At 43.5% G+C, this 20473-nt stretch carries 14 protein-coding genes; 8 read left to right on the forward strand and 6 right to left on the reverse strand.

What is annotated here, in order from left to right:
* The first annotated feature begins 184 nt into the window (after window positions 1-184).
* Window positions 185-2878 (forward strand): helix-turn-helix and ligand-binding sensor domain-containing protein, encoded by a 2694-nt coding sequence (locus AABW11_RS16915; RefSeq protein ID WP_340106322.1) that lies wholly within the window; start codon window positions 185-187, stop codon window positions 2876-2878.
* Between the two features lie 95 nt (window positions 2879-2973).
* On the opposite strand, the gene AABW11_RS16920 is transcribed toward AABW11_RS16915, so the two are convergent.
* From AABW11_RS16920 to AABW11_RS16930, 3 genes are all read right to left on the reverse strand, one after another.
* The gene (locus tag AABW11_RS16920) at window positions 2974-3612 is read right to left on the reverse strand and encodes a hypothetical protein (protein WP_340106323.1); all 639 of its coding nucleotides are present in this window, start codon (window positions 3610-3612) and stop codon (window positions 2974-2976) included.
* 117 nt (window positions 3613-3729) lie between these two features.
* Entirely contained in the window at window positions 3730-4242 is a 513-nt protein-coding gene (gene lptE, locus AABW11_RS16925) for an LPS assembly lipoprotein LptE (RefSeq protein ID WP_340106324.1), read from the reverse strand.
* On the reverse strand, window positions 4229-5521 hold the full coding sequence (locus tag AABW11_RS16930; protein WP_340106325.1) for a sigma-54 interaction domain-containing protein: 1293 nt from the start codon (window positions 5519-5521) through the stop codon (window positions 4229-4231). The genes lptE and AABW11_RS16930 overlap by 14 nt, the downstream gene beginning before the upstream one ends.
* Window positions 5522-5851: 330 nt before the next feature.
* Between AABW11_RS16930 and AABW11_RS16935 the strand changes: the two genes are divergently transcribed.
* Window positions 5852-7606, forward strand: a complete 1755-nt coding sequence (locus tag AABW11_RS16935) for a sugar phosphorylase (protein WP_340106326.1) — start codon at window positions 5852-5854, stop codon at window positions 7604-7606.
* A gap of 294 nt (window positions 7607-7900) precedes the next feature.
* On the opposite strand, the gene AABW11_RS16940 is transcribed toward AABW11_RS16935, so the two are convergent.
* The 3 genes from AABW11_RS16940 to AABW11_RS16950 are packed head-to-tail and all read right to left on the reverse strand — an operon-like array spanning window position 7901 to window position 10927.
* A complete protein-coding gene (locus tag AABW11_RS16940; protein ID WP_340106327.1) occupies window positions 7901-8800 on the reverse strand; it encodes an HAD family hydrolase in 900 nt (299 codons plus the stop codon).
* Window positions 8797-9789, reverse strand: coding sequence for a glucosyl-3-phosphoglycerate synthase (locus AABW11_RS16945; RefSeq protein WP_445263793.1), 993 nt, complete (start codon window positions 9787-9789; stop codon window positions 8797-8799). The genes AABW11_RS16940 and AABW11_RS16945 overlap by 4 nt, the downstream gene beginning before the upstream one ends.
* Window positions 9770-10927 carry a M20/M25/M40 family metallo-hydrolase gene (locus AABW11_RS16950; protein ID WP_340106329.1) on the reverse strand — a complete coding sequence of 386 codons (1158 nt, stop codon included), beginning with the start codon at window positions 10925-10927 and terminating at the stop codon, window positions 9770-9772. The genes AABW11_RS16945 and AABW11_RS16950 overlap by 20 nt, the downstream gene beginning before the upstream one ends.
* A 585-nt stretch (window positions 10928-11512) precedes the next feature.
* Between AABW11_RS16950 and AABW11_RS16955 the strand changes: the two genes are divergently transcribed.
* The 6 genes from AABW11_RS16955 to AABW11_RS16980 all read left to right on the forward strand — a co-directional run bounded on the left by AABW11_RS16955 (window position 11513) and on the right by AABW11_RS16980 (window position 20419).
* Window positions 11513-12076: an RNA polymerase sigma factor gene (locus AABW11_RS16955; protein WP_340106330.1), complete on the forward strand. Its 564-nt coding sequence runs from the start codon at window positions 11513-11515 to the stop codon at window positions 12074-12076.
* Complete coding sequence (locus tag AABW11_RS16960; protein WP_340106331.1) at window positions 12076-12798, forward strand: hypothetical protein; 723 nt, start codon at window positions 12076-12078, stop codon at window positions 12796-12798. The genes AABW11_RS16955 and AABW11_RS16960 overlap by 1 nt, the downstream gene beginning before the upstream one ends.
* Window positions 12795-14054: a glycogen-binding domain-containing protein gene (locus AABW11_RS16965; protein WP_340106332.1), complete on the forward strand. Its 1260-nt coding sequence runs from the start codon at window positions 12795-12797 to the stop codon at window positions 14052-14054. Before AABW11_RS16960 ends, AABW11_RS16965 begins: the two co-directional genes overlap by 4 nt.
* Before the next feature lie 12 nt (window positions 14055-14066).
* Entirely contained in the window at window positions 14067-15008 is a 942-nt protein-coding gene (locus AABW11_RS16970) for a hypothetical protein (RefSeq protein ID WP_340106333.1), read from the forward strand.
* A 956-nt stretch (window positions 15009-15964) separates the two neighbouring features.
* Entirely contained in the window at window positions 15965-18997 is a 3033-nt protein-coding gene (locus AABW11_RS16975; RefSeq protein ID WP_340106334.1) for a SusC/RagA family TonB-linked outer membrane protein, read from the forward strand.
* 18 nt (window positions 18998-19015) lie between these two features.
* On the forward strand, window positions 19016-20419 hold the full coding sequence (locus tag AABW11_RS16980) for a RagB/SusD family nutrient uptake outer membrane protein (protein WP_340106335.1): 1404 nt from the start codon (window positions 19016-19018) through the stop codon (window positions 20417-20419).
* Window positions 20420-20473 lie beyond the last annotated feature (54 nt).

Consider the following 20473-nt stretch of genomic DNA (forward strand, 5'->3'; position numbering starts at 1 on the left):
CGTTTATATTTTTTTTGAGAAGATTTATTGCTTTTTTGACACTCTTGAAGATAAAGTGCGTTTAAAACCAAGAATTTTCGGGCCGTATATAGCATTGAGTTTCAATCGATTTTAAAAGCTTCTGTTGCAAAGGTGAATCCTTTTTATTAGGATGTTTCACCTCAATCACAACAAGCCGGTTTACTTGAAGAAACTAACCACTTTATTATTACTGCTTTTAGGTGTTGCTTTACAGTCACCCGCACAGCATATGACTGAAAAAGGCGTGCCACTTCTGCAAAATTTTACTCCCACAGACTATAACCATCGCGGTAAGATCTGGGATATCGACTCTGCACCAAACGGCATTATTTATATGACGGCCGACAAGGGGCTCCTGGAGTTTGATGGTGATCAATGGAAGGGGTTTGACGGGAGCGACGGAATTACTCGTTCTGTTCTTGTGGCATCCGACACGCTCATATACACAGGGTCTGATCTTGACTTTGGGTTTTGGAAACGAAATGCGTTTAACAATTTTGAGTATACCTCGCTCTATCCGTTCAAGGAAGATCTTAACCAAATTAGCGAAGAGTTCTGGAACGTTCATACCTTGAATGACAATGTATTCTTTGTGTCTTCGAGCAATATCTACGTCTACAGAGATCAGAACCTTACCAAAATTCCGGCGCCGAAAGAAATTGACAACAGCTTCAGAATAAACAACACGCTTTATTTTGTGGATAAGCAGGAAGGATTATTTGAACTGCAAAATTTGTCACCCGTAAGACTCTCATCTCTGGGAGACAATAACAGCATTGAGGTCACAGGTATGTATGCCCAGGGTGAAAGCCTGATACTTGTAACACAGAATTCGGGACTGTATCAGTTCAGCAACGGAAACCTGTCTTCGGTACGGTCAAAACTCTCAGAAAGCCTGAAAGCGGCAAATGTGTTTAGCTTCGAAACGATTAATGACTCTTATCTTGCGTTTGGGACTATTCTGGAAGGTGTGTATATCAGCGATAAAAATGGAAATGTAGCCCATCACATAACCAAAAATAAAGGTCTGAAAAATAATACGGTTCTTAGCGTGCACTATAGTGAAGCGGGCAAATTGTGGCTGGCGCTGGATTTCGGGGCTGCGTTCATTGATTTGAGCAACGAGTTCACCTTTTTATATGACTACCAGGGAGATTTTGGAACCGGGTACAGTGCTGTTCTTAATAATGGTGAGTTTTATCTGGGCACAAATCAAGGGTTATACCGGTCTGACTGGGATGATTTAAGCAACAGCTCAGAGCTGGATGTTTTCGAGCTCGTACCCGGAACCGAGGGGCAGGTTTGGACAATTAGCAAGATTGATGACCAAATTTTGATGGGTCACGACCGTGGCCTGTTTTCACTTAATGGTGGTCAGCCAGAACGAATTGCAGAACAACGTGGTGTTTGGACCATAACGCAGTACGGTGATTATCTGCTTGCGGGGACCTATAACGGCATATCAGTTTTCAGGAGAGATGGTGAGTGGTGGACTTTTTACAAGCAGATGGAGCTAATACTCGGATCCTGCAACCAGATCATCCTTGACGGGGATAATACCATATGGGTAAATATTCCAAACTATGGAGTAATCAAAGCATCACTGGATGAAAATCTATACCCGCAAAACAGAGAGATTTTTCTGTCAGACCAGTTTAGTGGCCGGGATCACTACCTGGTAAAGGATGAAGAAGGCGTAAACATAGTTACGGAGGGGTATAGGCATAGCTATATTCCCGGGCAGAACAGTTTTAGAAAAAGTCGCCTTGATGAAGCTGAATCGGGAATAGATAATTTGTTACTGAGAGGGTCACAGCCTGTTCAATTAAATGGATCATATGAGTTTTACCCGGTTTATAATGGTTTTGCATTGCGACAGTTAAACAGGTCTGACAAGAACTATGGCGGTACGCCGGAGTTAATTTTTAGGCATATTGAAGCCTACAGTAACGATGAACGAGTGGACATTCCCAGCGGTTCAAAAGTTAATTATCGTCTCAATAACCTCAGAATTGTGAGTATTGTCCCGAACAGATCTGATGTGATGTACCAGTACAAAACTTCTGATTCTGACAATTGGAGCGAATGGACGAAAAATGGAACATTTGAATTGATCGGCATTGGATATGGCAATCACCGGCTGTCAGCAAGAGCAAGGGTCGGCGGAGCTGTAACATCCGAAAAATCTGTCTTCTTCACGATTGATACACCCTGGTATCTCGGCTGGCTGGCTTTTCTATTTTACTTTTTAGTCGTTTCATCCGTGTTTTACCTGATTTACGCCTGGCAGGGTGTATCCCTCAGCAGGCAGAAGAAATATCTTCTGATGGATCAGAGGGACTCACTTCGGGAACAGAAAGAGCGCTATCGCCAGCAGCTTCAGCGGGTTGAAGAGGATAAATTGCGGGCCGAATATGATAAAATGAAAGCGCAGCTGAAAAGCAAAACAATAGAACTGGCGACCAAAGCAAAAGAGAATGATGAGAAACAGAAAATTCTTCAAACATTAAATGAAAAATTTGAAAAGCTGAAAAAAAATCCGGATTCGTTATCACGCCAGTCTGACGAAATTAAACGAATTATTGATTCTCATATCGACTCTGAAGATAATACATTTGAAATTCAAATCGACGAGCTGCACCAGGAGTTTTTTGAAACGCTTAGAAATAAGTACTCCGATCTCACCCGTTATGACCTGAGGCTTTGTATATACATTAAAATGGGTTTCGATTCAAAAGAGATTGCAGACCTGCTAAACATAAAACCGTCCAGCGTGTATATTAGCCGGTCGCGCCTTAGGAAAAAACTTGGCCTGGATTCAGATGAGGATCTTCACGCCTACCTGAATTCTATATAATCAGGCAGGTTTGTGAATAGGGCAGATACCTGGAGGGTGGAGAGACTTTGTTCTGCGCCGTATTACAGCCGTAAGCTGTTAACGTTTTGAATCACTCAGTCTGAGGTGTCATTTGCCATCAACTCTTGTAAACGGAGAATCTGCTTGTCGTAGTGAGCCCTTTTAGAGCTGTTAGACTGTCTTAACTGCTTAAACACATGAATTGCAGCCTGGTAGTTACCTTGCTTTTCATGAATCAATGCAAGTGTCTCTGTTACGATATCGTCAACATCGGCAGAACGCTGACTCAGGTCTTCAACCGATTGGTCAGGATCTGTACCTGAATTTGGTATCTGTATGCGCTTTGTTTCCGCTTTTGAAAGTTTTGAAATAAGCTGATCGAGATCCCGGATTGGATGCGTGCTGCGCGGCTTTTGTTTGCTTTTTCCGTTCGATGGCGGTGCCGTTTCCGGAACCCAGGCATCAAAATAATCTGGATGTTGCATATAATAGGGGAGGCGCCTGAAGAACTCGCTGCCGGGGGCCATTATTTTTGCAGATAACGCATACTTAATGGCGTCTTTTGAACGGCCGGCCTTACGGCTCAGAACGGCTAAGATATAATACCCCACAGCTCCGCTACTGCGCTTGGATACATGGGTTTCAAGTTTTGTAAGTGTACCTGCCGGATCGCTGTCAAACTGATCCAGGTATATTTGGTACGATTCAGGTACCGGACCTGCGGGCAATTCCATTAATCAAATTTTTTTGAGCAACAATTATAGAGACCACGCGCCTAAAAGAAATTATCAGGCATTGCCGTAAGTGGAAATACGGCAGTTAGATAGTACAAAAAAAATAATTGATATTCACTACCAATTACTCACGGCATCGTTAAAAGCGTTATTTGCGATTTGCTGGAGTGCCTCTGAGGCCGCTTCAATTTCCCCATCAACCGGATTGTCGAGCACATCATATGTTGCCGTGCCGGTAAAGCTTTTGCTATAAACCGGTTCGTCACTATCAGCATACTGAAAGGTGGCCCGGACAACAATTTGGATTTCATTTAGATTGGCCTGTTCATCACCGCCCACACTGAACGGCCGGTTTCGGTATGATTGAATGGCCCCATCCATCCACGAGTCTGCGTTTTCCTGTTCATTGTTCAAAGAGAGCCGGCTTTGGTTCACAAACCGATTGACAAGCGCATTGTATAGTCGGTCACTGAGGTCTCCAAGACCACTCTGAGAGTTATCAGAGAAAAACGGGATGTATATCGTGTCTACATCGCTTGGAATACTTGTTCCCGTAAAACTGTAGCTCATACAGGATGTACAAACAAATAACAGCCCCACTGCGGCTGCCAAAAACTTATTGAAGCTCATACTGATCCAGCTTTCTGTAAAGTGTTCGTTCGCTTACTCCAAGTGCCTCAGACGCCTTTCGCCGATTACCTTCGTATTTTTTCAGAGCCTGCTGGATAAGAAATTTTTCAGCTTTTTCAATGGATGGTATATCATCATCTGAGAAAAAAGAGTTTATGGACGGTTCTTCATCTGCATCTTCCTCATCGAGGTCGTTGTCCATAGAACGGATGCCAAGGCTCTCTTCTCCGTGCTTATTTGTGTAAACCGAAATATCATTAGGATCGAAATCTCTGGGCATAGCCTCCGGAAGCGCCTTGATTTCTTTATTGCTGAATGATGAGTACAAAAATTTCGCCAGCATTTTTTTCAGGTCCGACAGGTCGGTTCGCATTTCAACAAGTGCTCTGTAAATGAGGGTAGGATCCTGGGATGGCGAAGATTCAAAATCATCAGAGGTGGTTTCTTTTTCGCTCTTAGATGCCACTACCGGTAAGTTATCTGCCGAGCCCCTGTGTTGTCGGCCCTTCAGGTACTTTTGAAGTCGCTCTTTGTCAATAAACTGCGATTTTTCGAGAACAACCAGCTGCTCGGCCACATTTTTGAGTTCACGAACATTACCCGGCCAGCGATATGAAATAAGCAACTCCCTCGCCTCGTCCGAAAAACCCTTAAATACAGAATCGTATCTTGACGAAAATTCAGTCACAAACTTTCTGAATATTGGTACAACATCTTCCTGCCGGTCGCGAAGAGGCGGCAGTTTAATTTTAACTGTATCGAGCCGGTAGTAGAGGTCTTCTCGGAAATTACCTTCGTTAACCTCCTCCCACAGATCTTTATTTGTGGCAGCAATCACACGCACATTCGTCGTGAGCATTTTGCTGGATCCTACCCTGAAATATTCACCCGACTCCAATACGCGAAGAAGCTTCACCTGTATATTTTTTGGAGTATCTGCAATTTCATCTAAAAAAATGGTGCCCCCATCGGCCTTTTCGAAATATCCTTGTCGCGAATCATGTGCACCTGTAAACGAGCCTTTTTCGTGGCCAAAGAGTTCACTTTCGATGATCCCTTCAGGAATGGCACCGCAATTTACAATAACGAGGTTTGAGTTTTTTCTGTCACTGATTGAATGGATAGCTCGTGCAGTCACGTCCTTACCGGTTCCTGTCTCCCCCTGCAGCAAAACCGTAATATCAGTTTTTGCAATCTGCATAATCTTATCAACTACTTGCTTTATAGCAGCTGATTCACCATTCAAACCAAATCTTTCTTGAAGCGCTTGTCTGTCCATAAGTAATCTTTATTTAATAGACCTTAAAAATAAGAAAGTTCCTGTTCTTACCATAAAAGGAAATGCTTCCATAAATTCTTCGTCTCTTTTGCTATTCAAACTTTACTTTAAGTAAAAAAGATTGTTTGTTAGATGTTATTTAGTAATAAAATCGTTGATTATTGCAACTATGTGCTGTTTTCGCCCCAGCGTCATTCGGCTCTTACCTAACGGTCAAAGCTATCAGACATCGGGACATACGAGAATTCCGAATCAAGAGCCACGACACATTATGGGCTTTTGGCATAGATTACGAATCAAATTAATATATGACCGAAAAATCAACTCTTTATGAAAGAATACCCACGATTTACGGATGAATTTGAGACTGCTATACGTAAACATTTCTCATTTATTTACAACGATGAAGTTGTAGAAAAATGTCTTCGTGAAACTCATCGGCTGCTCGAAAAATACAATTTGAGACCCCCAGAAGAGAGAAAAGAGTTTAAGGATGTATGGTCTCATCAGGACCAAATTCTGATTACTTACGGCGATATGGTTCAGCCAAAAATAGGAGAGGCGGTCGATAAACTTAATGTTCAGCATAAATTTTTAAATGAATACGCCAAAGATTTTCTATCCACCATACACATTTTACCGTTTTTTCCGAGCTCTTCGGACGACGGATTCTCTGTTGTAGATTACAAACGGGTTGATTCGCGACTCGGAGGGTGGGAAGATATTGAAGCTCTGAGTAAAGACTATAGGTTGATGGGGGACCTGGTGATGAATCATGTGTCCAGATACAGCATGTGGTTTAAGAAATATACCGATCAACAAAAACCCTATACCGATTACTTTATTGAGGTTGACCCCGATACAGATATGAGCAGTGTCACGCGGCCAAGGAGTTCGCCAATTTTAACACCCGTTCATACCGAAGAGGGTGAGAAATTTGTCTGGACTACCTTCAGTGATGATCAGATAGATGTAAATTTTTCAAATCCTGAACTGCTGTTTCGATACATCGATATCTTTCTTTTTTATATCAGTGAAGGTTTGTCTCTTATACGGCTTGATGCTGTTGCCTTCATCTGGAAGGAGCTGGGAACCTCGTGTATTCATCTGCCTGAGACGCACGAAATTGTGAAACTGATGCGCACAATTGTAGACCACTTTGTACCGCAAACAACCCTCATCACAGAAACCAATGTTCCTCACAAGGAGAATATAAGCTACTTTGGCGAGGGTGATGAAGCACATATGGTGTACCAGTTTAGCCTGCCACCACTTTTACTGCATGCTATTATAACTGAAAATGCGGAATACCTAACCGAGTGGGCAAAATCTCTGAAGCCTCTTCCGAAGAACTGCACGTATTTCAATTTCACGGCGTCTCACGATGGAATCGGGGTTCGTCCGCTTGAAGGACTGGTTCCGGATGACGAATTCACCGCACTTGTTGAAAGCATGAAAAAACGCGGTGGTTTTGTGAGTGAAAAGCAAAATGCTGATGGTACTCTGAGCCCATATGAACTCAACATCACTTATTTTGATGCATTCTCTGATTATAATGGATCCCAAAGCATGCAGGAGCGACGATATATTTGCTCGCAACTCATTATGCTTAGCCTACAGGGAGTTCCCGGTATTTACTTTCACAACCTTACGGCTACCCGGAACAACATCCGCGGTGTTTCTATAACGGGCCGGTACCGAACCATTAACAGGAAAAAATGGAAGTACGAAGAGCTCGTGGATCTCTTGAATGACCCTGACACAAATACTTACAGGATTTTTAACAGGTACAAGGATATTCTGCTGAAACGAAATGAGCATCCTGCGTTTCATCCATTCGGGAAACAAACCGTCTACGATATTGGTAGCGATCTGTTCTGCATAATGCGGGAAGACCCGGACAAAACTGAGCGAATATTGGTTGTGGCCAATTTAACCACGGATAAGATTACCAAATCACTTGAAGAACAGGATCTTCCTATTGAAAAGAAATCGACCTATGATGATATACTTACCGGGGAAACAAGGGTTAAAGATCAGAAGTTAGAGCTTGATGCCTGCCAGGTAGCCTGGCTTGTGGTGTAGAGCCTCGTCTGCACGCTGTTTTTGCGGGCTGACGAGTGGATGTGACTCGCCCCTCGTCTGCATGCTGCTTTCACAGGCTGACGAGTAAATATGGGAGGCTGTTTAAAAAGGGCGTAATAGTGTTATAATGTTATCCATTCCGTCATGCAGGATTTAAGTCCGGCATGACATAATTGTTGATGAATTAACTTAACTAACGCCCTTTTTGAACTGATTTTGGTGGTATTTGACAAGTTTAAGAATCAAACTCAGGTTGCAAAGGAGAAGTCATGAAAAGCATTCTGAGAAAAGAAATTATACACAATCTAAAATCTGGTTCAACTCAGTAATAACGAGATCCGGTCTTAAGTCTTTAGTTCTGGAATCGTCAGGCCTCCATTTTAATGATCGGGAATCACCTGCAAAGAGTGCTGTTTGCAACCCTACTTCATGTGCCGGGTAAACATCTTTCAGCATGTCGTTGCCTACATATAAATAATTTTCGGGTTCGAGATCAGGCAAATGTTTTGACGCCTTTTTCAGAAAGTGCTCATAGAAAACAAGTCCCGGTTTTTTCCTGGATTCTTCATATGACCAGTGCAGTAGGTGCGGGTTAAACCCAAGCTGATCCAACGTTTTTCCGGCAAGAGCTTCAAACGCTATTGGGGTATAAAATTGTGAGTTCGAAATGATTCCCAGCTCTAAATTTTTTTCTTTTAATCCGCTCAGCGTCTCCTCTAGTCCGGGCATAGGCCAGATTGGGTTCATCCGGACTTCAAACTCAACTGCCATCCGGTCGTGTTGATCAGATGATGTCGATTCGCCAATCAGGTCTTCGGCATACATTTGATTTAGTACATTTCTCCACACCTTTCGAATGTCCGGTTCGGGGTAGGGAATCCCGCTGGATTTCAGATCCTGCATCTGTTCCGTCACCACTTTGTCATAGATTTCATATCCGCGTTTCCCCACTTTATCATGGACTGGCTGGATATTTGCACCTTTCATTGACTCAATGAGTAAGCCCGCATCTGATTTACCTTCATCTATACCAATGTCTCCCACTCCGGAAATGAACAGTGTTCCGTAAAAGTCGAAAATGACGGCTTTAATACCGGCTAGTTTATTTAAAACAGGCTCTTCCCCGGTCTCTTCGGGATCAAGAGGAGACGACAATATTTTAAAACGCTGTTTTAAAGTGGCTTCATCTGTCATGGTTTCTTTCGACCGAATTTTTTGCGGTATTCCTCGATCTCAATCATTGGAGGGCGTTCTTCCTCCACAATTGAAATTTCGTTCTGCTGGTATTGACTTTTCGTAACCTGGAACTGCCTTAAAATTGTTTCGTGATCCACGTTTTCAAACTTGCCAAGCGCCTGAGCCCGTTTCAGGAATGTCTGAAGAATCCCGAACGACATTTTTCCAAGCGAAATGGTTGGCTTATTTTCGTGGACCCGTTTGTCAAGATCTGTCTGGGCAAAAGCTTCCAGTCCAAACTTGTTGTGCACGTCAATCAGGTGGGAGGTTTCAACACCATATCCAATTGGAAAAGCGATCTGTTCCAGAACTTCCCGCCGTACGGCATATTCGCCGGAAAGTGGCTGAATGATGGTTGTCAGTTCGGGAAAGAACAAGGAAAAGAGCGGCCGAACCAGGATTTCAGTCACGCGGCCACCGCCTGAATTTCGCACACCGCCGGAGACAGCCAGCGGGCGATCGTAAAATGCTTTTACGTATTTCACCTCTTCGCGGTAAATAAGAGGCGCAACGAGTCCATATACAAAGCGTGGGTGAATGTTGCTGATGTCCGCATCAACATACACAATAATGTCGCCTTTCAGCTGATGGATGGCTTTCCAAAGGTTTTCGCCCTTCCCCATTTTAGGTTCAAGATTTGGGAGTATATCGGCCGATAGATAGGTGTCGGCACCGTAAGTTTTAGCCACCTCCAGGGTATTGTCGTCCGATCCGGAATCGATCACGGCAATTTCATCAAGCAGCGGATAACGGTTCACGAGTTCCGACTTGAACAGGATGACCTCCTTGCCGATCGTTTTTTCCTCGTTCAGAGTTGGCAGGCAAAGAGATATTGTAAGTCCATGTTTCTCTTTTGTTTCTACCAATTTTTTCAGGTCCCAGAATTGGGAGTGATGATACGTATTTTTATCAATCCAGTGTTGAAGATCAGTCACAGAATCCTCCATCTGTAGCAATTAATATTCCGATGATTTGAGCCAGTCCTTTGTAAATCGGGTCAATTTGAACCGATTCATTCATTTTATGAATCCTGTCGCCGGACGTAATACCAAGCGTTAAAGCCGGGATTTTTTTATCGATGAGTGCCGCGAGCTCCGATGTACTTGGTGCCAATCTTGGCTCAATATCGAGGGTATTCATGATTGAGCGCGCACACTCATTCATTGGATGCGCATACGGAATACCGCCGGGCCGGCGCCGGGCAAAAATATCGAGTTCAACCTCATCACCTGTTTTGGATGCCACCTCTTTGGCAATATCCTCAATTGTTTTACCAACGTCGTCCACAACGTTTTCTGCTTCAGACCGAACTTCAAAACCCAGCGTGGCTTCCTTCGCGATGGTGTTAAAAGAGGAGCCTCCTGAAATGGATCCCATCACCACACTTGTTCGGGGCCGTTTTGGCAGCCGGATATCATTAATTTTATTAATGACTTCATTTAATGTGAGAATTGCGCTGGCATCTCCAAAGCGCGACCAGTCGTACGATTCCGGAACTTTACATGTAATTTCTCCGCGGAGCATGCCAATAGATGTGTAGCTAAGGCGGCCTAATTCAACACCTTCAATACAAAGGGCATTTTTAATATCGAACTCATTGTTATCTAAGAAAAACCGAATCCCTTCAAGATCTCCGCGACCGAGGCTCTTCACGCCGCCAAGCAGTACAAGATTATTCTTCAATTTTATGTCCAGCTCCTGCAAAATGTAGGGTATGGTAGCCAGCACACCGAGGCCGAGGCTATTATCTGCCACCCCGGGTCCAATGATACTATCGGAAGATACCTGCATGGTATGATCAGATTTTTCAGAAAAAACGGTGTCGGCGTGAGCGTTCAGAAGAATGGACTTTTCACCCTCTTCGCCTTCCAGTAAACCAATACCGTTTCCACAGTCATCAATTGAATTTTCTGAAAGCCCCGCCTCTTTAAAACGGTTCAGCAAAAATTCAATGCGTTTCTGTTCTCCGGATGTTGGGGCCGGGATCTCCCCGATCATTACAAGATTGGCTAATAGGATCTCTCGAAACTGTGTCAGCTGGTCCTGTAAGTCATGAAGTGAACCTGTTACAGATTGTAAACTCATATGCGTTTAATTGTTGAACATTAAGTCCTAATGGTTTAAATGGGAAAGAAAAAGTAACCATTCCACAATATAATGAAAACTTTTAATGTAAAAGGATTATTACTGTTAAGTTTGTGCAAAAAAATACCGGATTACTATTAAATGTTTTTGAGGAACATCCCAACGTATTTGTACTTATTACCGGCGTAATGAGTGAGGAAAATATAGCGATAGTTCTACTGAACTTTTACCAAGCTCTAACCGATAATAAAAAAGCATCGAGGATATCTTTCAATCATACTTTTAGAAATTATATAGAGGGCTTAGAGTAATAATGATCGAAAGTTATTCTGCACTTTAGATGTAGAATATCTTAAATATTTGAGGCTTTTAAGTTGTGATCCTTAACTGACCCTTAATTGAATTTATAGTTTTCAAACCCTCAGGGTGTCTGGCTTGTTGCTGCCGGATGTAATTCTGAGAGATTGCTCTTGAATTTAGCAGAGAAATTTAAAAGGAAAAAACTCCTGTAACCAATCCATCTTTCGGTCGTCCAACTAACGTAGCAGGGCTCACCGACGGTTGATTGATCTGTGAATGTAGTGTATGAAACGATTCAAATCAGATTCAGAAATTGTGTCGAGGATCCTGGATGGTGATAGGGAGCTTTACAGGCACCTTGTGGATACCAGTTCACCAATAATTTTTCACCTTGTACGATCATTTGAAAAAAATGAAGAGGAGGTTAAAGGAATGGTTCAGGAAATTTTTGTAAAGGCATATACAAAACTTGATAGATTCGAGAAACGGGCGAAATTTTCAACCTGGATCTATTCTATAGCACTCAATTATTGCAGGGATTATGCAAAGAATATTCGCCGTAATAACAGAAGGTTTAGCGAATTGGGAGAGACTTTTATAGATGACCATACCAGCGAAGAACTGCAGCCCGATGAATCGATGGAACGGCAGGAAACAGAGGGGGCTCTTTATCGGGCTATAGAAAAATTGTCGCCTGAACAGTCGGAGCCGCTGCTTATGAAGTACAGAGACGGAATGAGCTACAAGGCGATCGCACAGCAAACAGGAGTATCTGAATCTGCATTGAAAGTGCGGGTACACAGGGCCCGTCTTGAGTTAAAAAGAAATCTCGGAAACGGGGTGCTGTGATGAGCCGTCTGAATAATAATGATCTGAATGACCTATTAAGACAATTTCTCGATGGCGAACTTAATCCTAAACAGGAAAGGAACGCGCTGAAACGAATTGCTGAAAATGACGAGATGAGAGAACAACTGCGCTTTGAGCAGTACGTTTCCAAGACGCTGAGAGGTAAATTTGATGCGAAGTCATTTTCCGTTCCCGAGGGTTTCTCGGATGATGTAATGAGTGAGATTGCCCAGCTTGAGGGAACAGCAGAAAGAAATCCCTCTTGGATCGAAAAGGTAAAGCAACAGCTCAACTCTTTATTAACACCTCGAGAATACTCGTTCAGACCAGCCACTATTTTCGCTGTTCCCGCATTGTTGTTGATACTTTTCACCGGTCTCTACCAGTCCATGCTTCTTAAGCCTGCTCAATCTATAGAGTATTCGGCCGGAACGCAGGTTGTTTCCGGCGAGGCGTCTGAAGAAGTTTGGATCCGGTTTGTTTATATAGATGAAGAAGCTAATCAGATTGCAGTGGCCGGAAATTTTAGCGATTGGGAACCGATAGAGCTGGACAGCCGAAAGATGGGGGACCGTACCGTTTGGACAGGTCTTGTGCCGGTTAAGCGAGGTGAGCACCGGTATATGTTTGTACGAAACGGTGAGGAATGGATTTCGGATCCGCTGGCTGAGATTCAGCGGGACGACGGCTTTGGGAATAAAAATGCTGTAATCTATTTATGAAAATACTTGGCCTAATTATAATCGGGGTGTTCTGTATAGAAAGCCTGGTGGCTCAGAGTTTAAATACGATTTTCTCGATAGAATCCCGTGGAGGATATTCCACAAATACATATCTCCATCCATTTGTGAATGAATGGGATTCTTCAGATGATGGGGCGTTTGCCAGGATCACTCCATCAGCACAGTTTTTCTGGGGTAGCCAGGGCTTTTCAGCCGAAGGATCAGCCGGCTATTTTTATGAATCCATTTTTGATAACAGGAATAGCTGGAACGGAGCATTTGGGTCAGCCCGGTTGCATTACAGGTTCACTGAGTCGTTGTCTGCTGGAGTAGAGGCCAGCGGAAGCCACATGAGTTCTTCGTTCAGAAAGCAGACATTATCTATGTTACCCAACGTAACCTGGTCCCCAACACTTTTTACGAGAATTCAGGCAAAGGCGGGTTCCTCTTTCAGAGAGTATAGCGGACTCGGTGAAAGCGAGGTAAATAGTTTTAGTGACCGTTTTGATCTGGCTGGAATTGAGCTTGAACACTGGCCATCCTTGCGATGGAGAATCCAGGTCAGCGGTTATGGCATGCCGGGTGAAAGCTTACTTGATAACCACAGCGCTGCGCTTTCAGTAAGGCGGTTGATTCAACAAAAGGTAGGAATTACGTTAAGTGTGAGTATGAATCGGTTTACAAACAGTTACACAATCAGTCCGCAGACAGGGGGTTCACCTTTTGGGTCGGGGCAGACAAGTATTGAAGATGAGATCATTGAGCAGACGGACCACCTGCTTCGCAGTGAAGTTGCAGTCACATTTCCAATTGCCGGACAACTTTCAGGATCCGGAAGTGTGGGTACGCATACGTTTTGGGCGGCAAACGGTGAATTTCGGTCCGACATTGCTGCTTCAGTGGGTATCCGTTATTCAATTCCCGGGTCGGCGATGCTAAACCAGCGGCGAAGCGCAGTTGAGCCGGAGTGGGAGAACAAGCCAGGTGAAGCTGTTGTTGTGACTGTGAACTACGGCGGAGACGGCAATCTATATCTTACCGGAGAATTTAATGATTGGGGTCGCCCGGGTGTGGCTCTCTCACGACAAACCCAGCAAAGATTAGCTGCCAGTGTAGAGCTGGAACCTGGCATTTATGAATATAAAGTGATTTTAATACGGGATGGGGAAGAATCATGGGTCGAATTGTCAGATGATACGATGACCGTCAGTGATGGGTTCGGCGGTGTGAATGGATTAATCTTTATTGAGGAATAGGTGAGGCCTATTATGCAACACGAAAACAGTTATTCATTAAAAAATTATGTAACAGGTTTGGCGATCATTCTGCTGCTTGTACTGATGCTGCCGGCTAAATCATGGTCTCAACAAGTCCAGGATCTGCAACAGATTACAGATCGCGCCATTGCCGCAGGTCTTGATCGAAATCAAATAGAGCAGATTCAGGAAAGGGCAGCCGGCCGTGGTATCGACAATGAAATGCTGGCACGATTAATGGAACCTGCTGCGGACCTTGCAGAAAGAGGAATGCCAAGCGACTTTATGGTTCAAAAGATGCTTGAGGGATTAGCTAAGGGTGTGCCGGCCGGCCGGATGATGCCGGTTATAGAGTCGATCCATCAGCATACGCCGGGCGCAGTAGCTCTGTCTGAACAGTGGATGAACAGAACAGATGTCACTCCTTTCGTGCAATCCATGGGTGGACAGCAATCCCGGTTCAGAGGTGACTTAATTAATGCCAGCCTGAAATCACTCACTCAGGAGGTGCCATCAGAAACAATAGAATCTGTATTGGTTGAGCTGGGAAATCCTGCCGTGCTGCAGAAAGCGTCGCCACAAGTTATAGCAGCGGCCGTTGGAATACTCCCGGACATACCGGCTTCCATGCTAAATGAGGCAGGGATGCAACAAATGATTTCAAGAGCGGTTCAGGGCGGATTTTCAGCAGTAGATATCCAAAAACTACCTGGCGCTATGAATGCTGCCGCAAAGCGGAGCCAGCTACCGTCTGCTTCAATCCTGAACGGGTTGTCAAATCAAATAGACAATGGTATTCCGGCAAACCAGGTCCTTCAAAACTTATTTAATGGGAACATCAATGCCGGGCCGCCGAATGGCATTCCGGGCAGACCCGGCGGGAAGCCAGGTGACAGGCCCGGACAGGGACAAGGCAATGGGAACGGGAAAGGAAATGGTGGGTTTAAAACATAAGTGGTCATATTCCCCATACCGTCTGGATGTGGAAATCAAAAGGTTGAAATCAGGTTCGTAACTCGCAGGATGTGTGCAGAGGTAGCTCTTTCTGTTAGTTATTTCCAGGCGTCAACTCCGTCGTTAGACTTCCATATATAGCTAATGGGGCCACCGCTGCGATCTTTACGGAAATAGCGTCGATGATGCCAAAAAAACGCATAAATGATTCGCGGATTTACCATATCCACAATCAATGTTACAAGCTCCGGTACCCTCATCTATAGACAGAATATAGACCCATGTTTTACCCGCGTCAGTAGATCTGTAGACTTAAATTTCGTGGGATATTGTCACACCGCAGAGTGGAGGAAACCCTTTCATCTCAACATATGCTATCTCAAAGTCTGATACAGATGCGCTGATTTTATAAACAGAACCGGTATTTTGAAAATCCGTCTGAAACAATATCCCAGGTTTCACCACCGTCTTCGGTTTTCTATAATTCACCGCCTGTTGCTCCAATAAAATAGGTTTATTCTTTTCATAACAGCTTCGGCCGGGTATAAAAACTCAGTATCGATTATAGCTGCAGACTGCTTTTAATATTTTTCCCATTTGTTTGAATCGAAACCAGGCTGGTATTATTCAGTTTATTCACTGGCTTTCAGAAGGTGTTGTTTTATTGGTATGACTGTGTTGTAAAACCGAGCATTGCCAAATTCCATCGAAACTGTAACATTAAAAAATTCACGTTTACCTGCTTGTGGACTGACCGTGGATTATGTCAAAATTTCTGGTTCTGCAAAGCTCTCTTTGAATAGATTTTATAATTTCTTGTGGTTAAAGCTCTTAATGATTAAAGTAAAAGGGATGTAGTAATTTTTAATTTTTTATAATATAATAATTGAAAAGCTCATTCTAGTAAATAATCCATCTAGCTTCAGTAGCTCATCTCTTCAAAAAAAATGCATAATATGATGAAACGATACAATCCAGGTGCAGTCCATGCTGTGTCAACCTCAAAAAATAAATTTTTAATAGTATTGAGAAGAGCATCGCAATTGACATGCTTTTTTATTTTGATGTTCGGCATTACTGCTGCATCATATGCTCAAATAACAATTAATGGGACAGTAACTTCCGTTTCTGATGGTGGGTCTCTGCCCGGTGTAACAGTTTTGGAAAAAGGCACATCCAATGGAACCACTACAGATGAAAGCGGGAATTATGAGATAACAGTTGAGAACTCTGATGCTATACTTGTATTTAGCTCAGTTAGTTTTGAAACTCAGGAAATTGTAGTTGGCAACCAGGAAACTATCAACGTGGAGCTTGATGAAGATGTCCAGCTACTGGATGATGTTGTTGTTGTAGGGTACGGTGAACAAGACCGAAAAACGCTGACAAGCGCGATTTCTTCAATATCTTCCGAAGATATTGCAAATATACCTTCTGCCAGCACCGACCAGCTTATGCAAGGGCGTGCTGCAGGCGTGCAGGTAAGTGCCAATTCAGGTACTCCAGGTGGAGGGATTTTCGTAAAAATCCGTGGAACATCATCCATCTCCGGGGGTAGTGATCCCTTGTATGTTGTAGATGGAATACCGATTCAAACAGGTAACTATGGATTAGGGCTTGGTGGTGAAACTACCAGTGCTATGGCAGATATTGCCCCTTCAGATATAGAATCTATAGAAATATTGAAAGATGCGTCTGCAACGTCCATATACGGAGCTCGTGCTGCAAACGGTGTTGTTTTAATAACAACAAAAAGAGGTGGTTTCACTGAACCTCGTGTAAGTATCAACCTTTATAGAGGAGTTGAAGAACCGGTTAACATGCCTGACCTTGTAAGCGGACCTGAGTTTGAAATGCTTATGAACGAAGCTGCAAGTAATAATGGAGAGTCTGAGCCTTACGCCAATCCTGCAAATGCTACCAATACGAATTGGGCTGACCAGGTTTTCAGAACTGGAATTGTTCAAAACTATGACGCTTCAGTAAGTGGTGGCAACGAGTTTATTAAATATTCAGTATCAGGTTCTGCATTCGACCAGGATGGGGTTGTAACACCGGCTTCATTTACCAGGAAAAGTGCCCGGTTAAATCTTGATATTCTTGCTTCTGAAAAGCTTACGTTTGGAACCAGCACTACCTATTCATTCTCGAATCGTAACAGGGCCCGTAATAATGATAATATTACCGGTGTGCTTGGTGGAGTTTATTTCATACCATCGAACCTACCTGTTTACGATAGTGACGGCAACTATACTAAATTCAGCATTTTTGAAAACCCTGTTGCTGCCGCCAACGAAGTGGATTTCAATATGGATGTTAACAGGCTTATTGGTAATGTCTTTGCTGACTATGAATTTCTCCCTGGTTTGACTTTCAGAAGCAGCTGGAGCCTGGATTATAACCAGATTAAAGAAGACAGGTATGATAATACACTGCTAAATAACGGATCTGCCGTAAACGGAAGTGCTCTTTCAACCGTGGCTGTTATACAGACATGGACCGCTGAAAATACCCTCAGCTATCTTTTCAACATTGGATCCAATCATAACTTCAGTACACTAATAGGTACAAGTGTCGAAGAGTCGAACTTTGAGCGTACTACTGCCGAGGGGGAACAGTTTCCAAGCAATGATTTCAAGAGGGTGCAGGACGCAGCGGTACAATCCGCTTCCTCATCAGGAACCAGCTGGGGACTTGCATCTTTCTTTGGACGAGTAAAATATGATTACGACAGCAAGTACCTGGCAACTTTTACTGTCCGCCGAGACGGTTCTTCACGCTTTGGTGAAAATAACCAATGGGGTACATTTCCTTCTGCAGCCCTGGGATGGGTCGTTTCTGAAGAGGAATTCTTTTCGATAGACTCAGTGTCTGAGTTAAAACTGAGAGTAAGCTACGGTGTCACAGGTAATCAAAGCGGTATAAGTAACTTTCAGGCCCGGGGTCTTTGGGGCGGCGAAAGTTATGGTGATAGCCCGGGTACAAGTCCGGGGCAGCTTGGAAATCCTGAACTCAAATGGGAAACAACCAAACAGCTGGATATCGGTATTGACATCGGGTTGTTTGATGACCGTTTAAACTTTGTTTTTGACTACTACGAAAAGCAAACAGATGATTTGTTACTTGCTGTGCCTGTACCAATGTCTACAGGCTTTTCTGAGCTTGTGCAGAACTTTGGTGAGCTGGAAAACAAAGGACTGGAGTTTGGCATTGCAGCAGATATTATCCAGACTAATGACTTGAATTGGAATCTGATTTTCAATATTGCCGGTAACCGCAATAAAATTGTTAAACTAGCTTCTCCATTCAACGTGTATAACCGTGATATTTATCGTTATGAAGAGGGGGTCCCAATGTACTCCTTCTATTTCCATGAGCAGATAGGAGTTGACCCAGACACAGGCGAACCAATATTCACCGATGTTGATGGAGATGGGACGTTCAATCCGAATGTGGATAGAAAAATTGTTGGGGATGCTAATCCAGATTTCTTTGGGGGTATAACCAATAAGGTAAACTACAAAGCATTCGATTTTTCAATCTTCTTTCAATACAGCTACGGTAACGAACAGCTGAACTGGAATAGATTCTTCCAGGAACATGGAGGAACCCGAAATACAGGATACCTGAGCTCACAATTAGATCGATGGCAACAGCCGGGAGATCAAACCATGGTCCCCCAAATGAAAAGTTCTAACTATGCCGGAAACTTGCGGCCTTCGCGTTTTGTAGAAGACGGCTCTTATATGAGGCTTAAAAATGCCACATTAGGGTATACAGTTCCTGTTGACATACTTAACAAGCTTGGAGCAGGTATTTCGCGAGCGCGAATATATTTAAGCGGACAAAACCTGTTGACGTTCACCAACTACACCGGTCTGGATCCTGAAGTTACAGCAACTGCTACCTCGCCGCTAACCCGGGGTATTGAGTTTTATACCATGCCGCAGGCTCGGACCGTCATGGGCGGTATAAACATCTCATTTTAATTGAAAAAATTATTGATCATGAAAAAATTTAAAAAATATCTACTTATTACATTGGTGTTCGCGGTAGGTTGTGATGTCTTGGATCAAGAACCACAAACAGCAATATCTGACGAAATTGCTATAAGAGATCAAAAAAGTGCTGAAGCAGCCCTTAATGGCCTCTATAGTCAATTACAATCAACAGACTATTATGGGAGTAATTTGCAGATCTCAGGTGATGTATCTGCTGATATCTCGGAAAGTATAGGAACCTGGGATTTTTACCGGGAAATGGATACGTATGTGATTTCAGCCGGTAACCTCGAGGTCCGTAATTTGTGGGAACAAATGTATTCTACGGTTAACCACGCAAATAACATTATTGCTGATGTACCCAACGTCGACAATATCCCTGATGCTGTACGAAACCAGATACTGGGTGAAGCCCACTTTATTCGGGCACTCGCCTTTTTTGATCTGACTCGTACGTTTGGTGGAGTTGATGGTGTTTATGGAGATCAGGGAATACCTATTGTTACCGTTCCTTCCCGCCAAATTGACGAGAACAGTTTTCCTTCCAGAGCGTCAATCTCGGATTCGTATCAGCAGGTGCGTGATGATCTTATTCAGGCGGAAAATCTACTGGCAACAGCCGGTTTTTCAACCTCAAATCGGGTTTCAGACGCAGCGGTAAAAGCCTTACTCTCACGATTGGCTCTTTATACAGAAGATTTCGAATTAGCTGAAAGCTATGCCACTGAAGTAATTGATGATTTTAGTTTTTCTCTTGTAGATGACTTCGCCAATATCTTCGCGAACGAAAATACAGCAGAAGCCATCTTTGAACTAACATTTACGAATACAGACGGAAACGACATCCGTTTCTGGTATTTTCCCTCAAGTGGTGGAGGACGTGGCGATATTGCATTGCACGCGGAATTTGTTGATATGGTATTGGCACGCCCGGATGATAAGCGCGGAGAACTTATCGGGTTTGATGCAAATGTAGGCGCGTATTATTCCACAAAATATGCTAAAGCCGGCGGGGATGATAATATTCAGATTCTTAGATTAGCCGAAATGTACTTGAACAGGGCAGAAGCACGTACTCGCAAGTCGACTCCTGATTTTTCAGGTGCACTCGATGACCTTAATGAGGTTAGAAACCGCGCAGGTCTTGCCGATACAACCGGAGCAGGTGTAACCAATGCCACAGATATTATGGCTGCTATCGAACGTGAACGGGGAATTGAATTTATCCAGGAAGGGCATCGCTGGTTTAATCTTTTAAGAACCGGTAAGGGATTGAGTACCTTGACTAATCTTGACAGGCTAAATGGAGATCCGGTATCACTGCTTAACGCTGGTCGTCAAGTGTTCCCAATTCCATCCAGAGATATCGACGCCAATGAAAATATTGAGCAAAATTCAGCTTATCAATAGTCCGTTTTTATCAAATCAGCACTCCGGACATTTGTTCCGGAGTGCCGATTTACA

It is taken from the genome of Rhodohalobacter sp. 8-1 (assembly GCF_038150125.1).
Taxonomy (GTDB): Bacteria; Bacteroidota; Rhodothermia; order Balneolales; family Balneolaceae; genus SW132.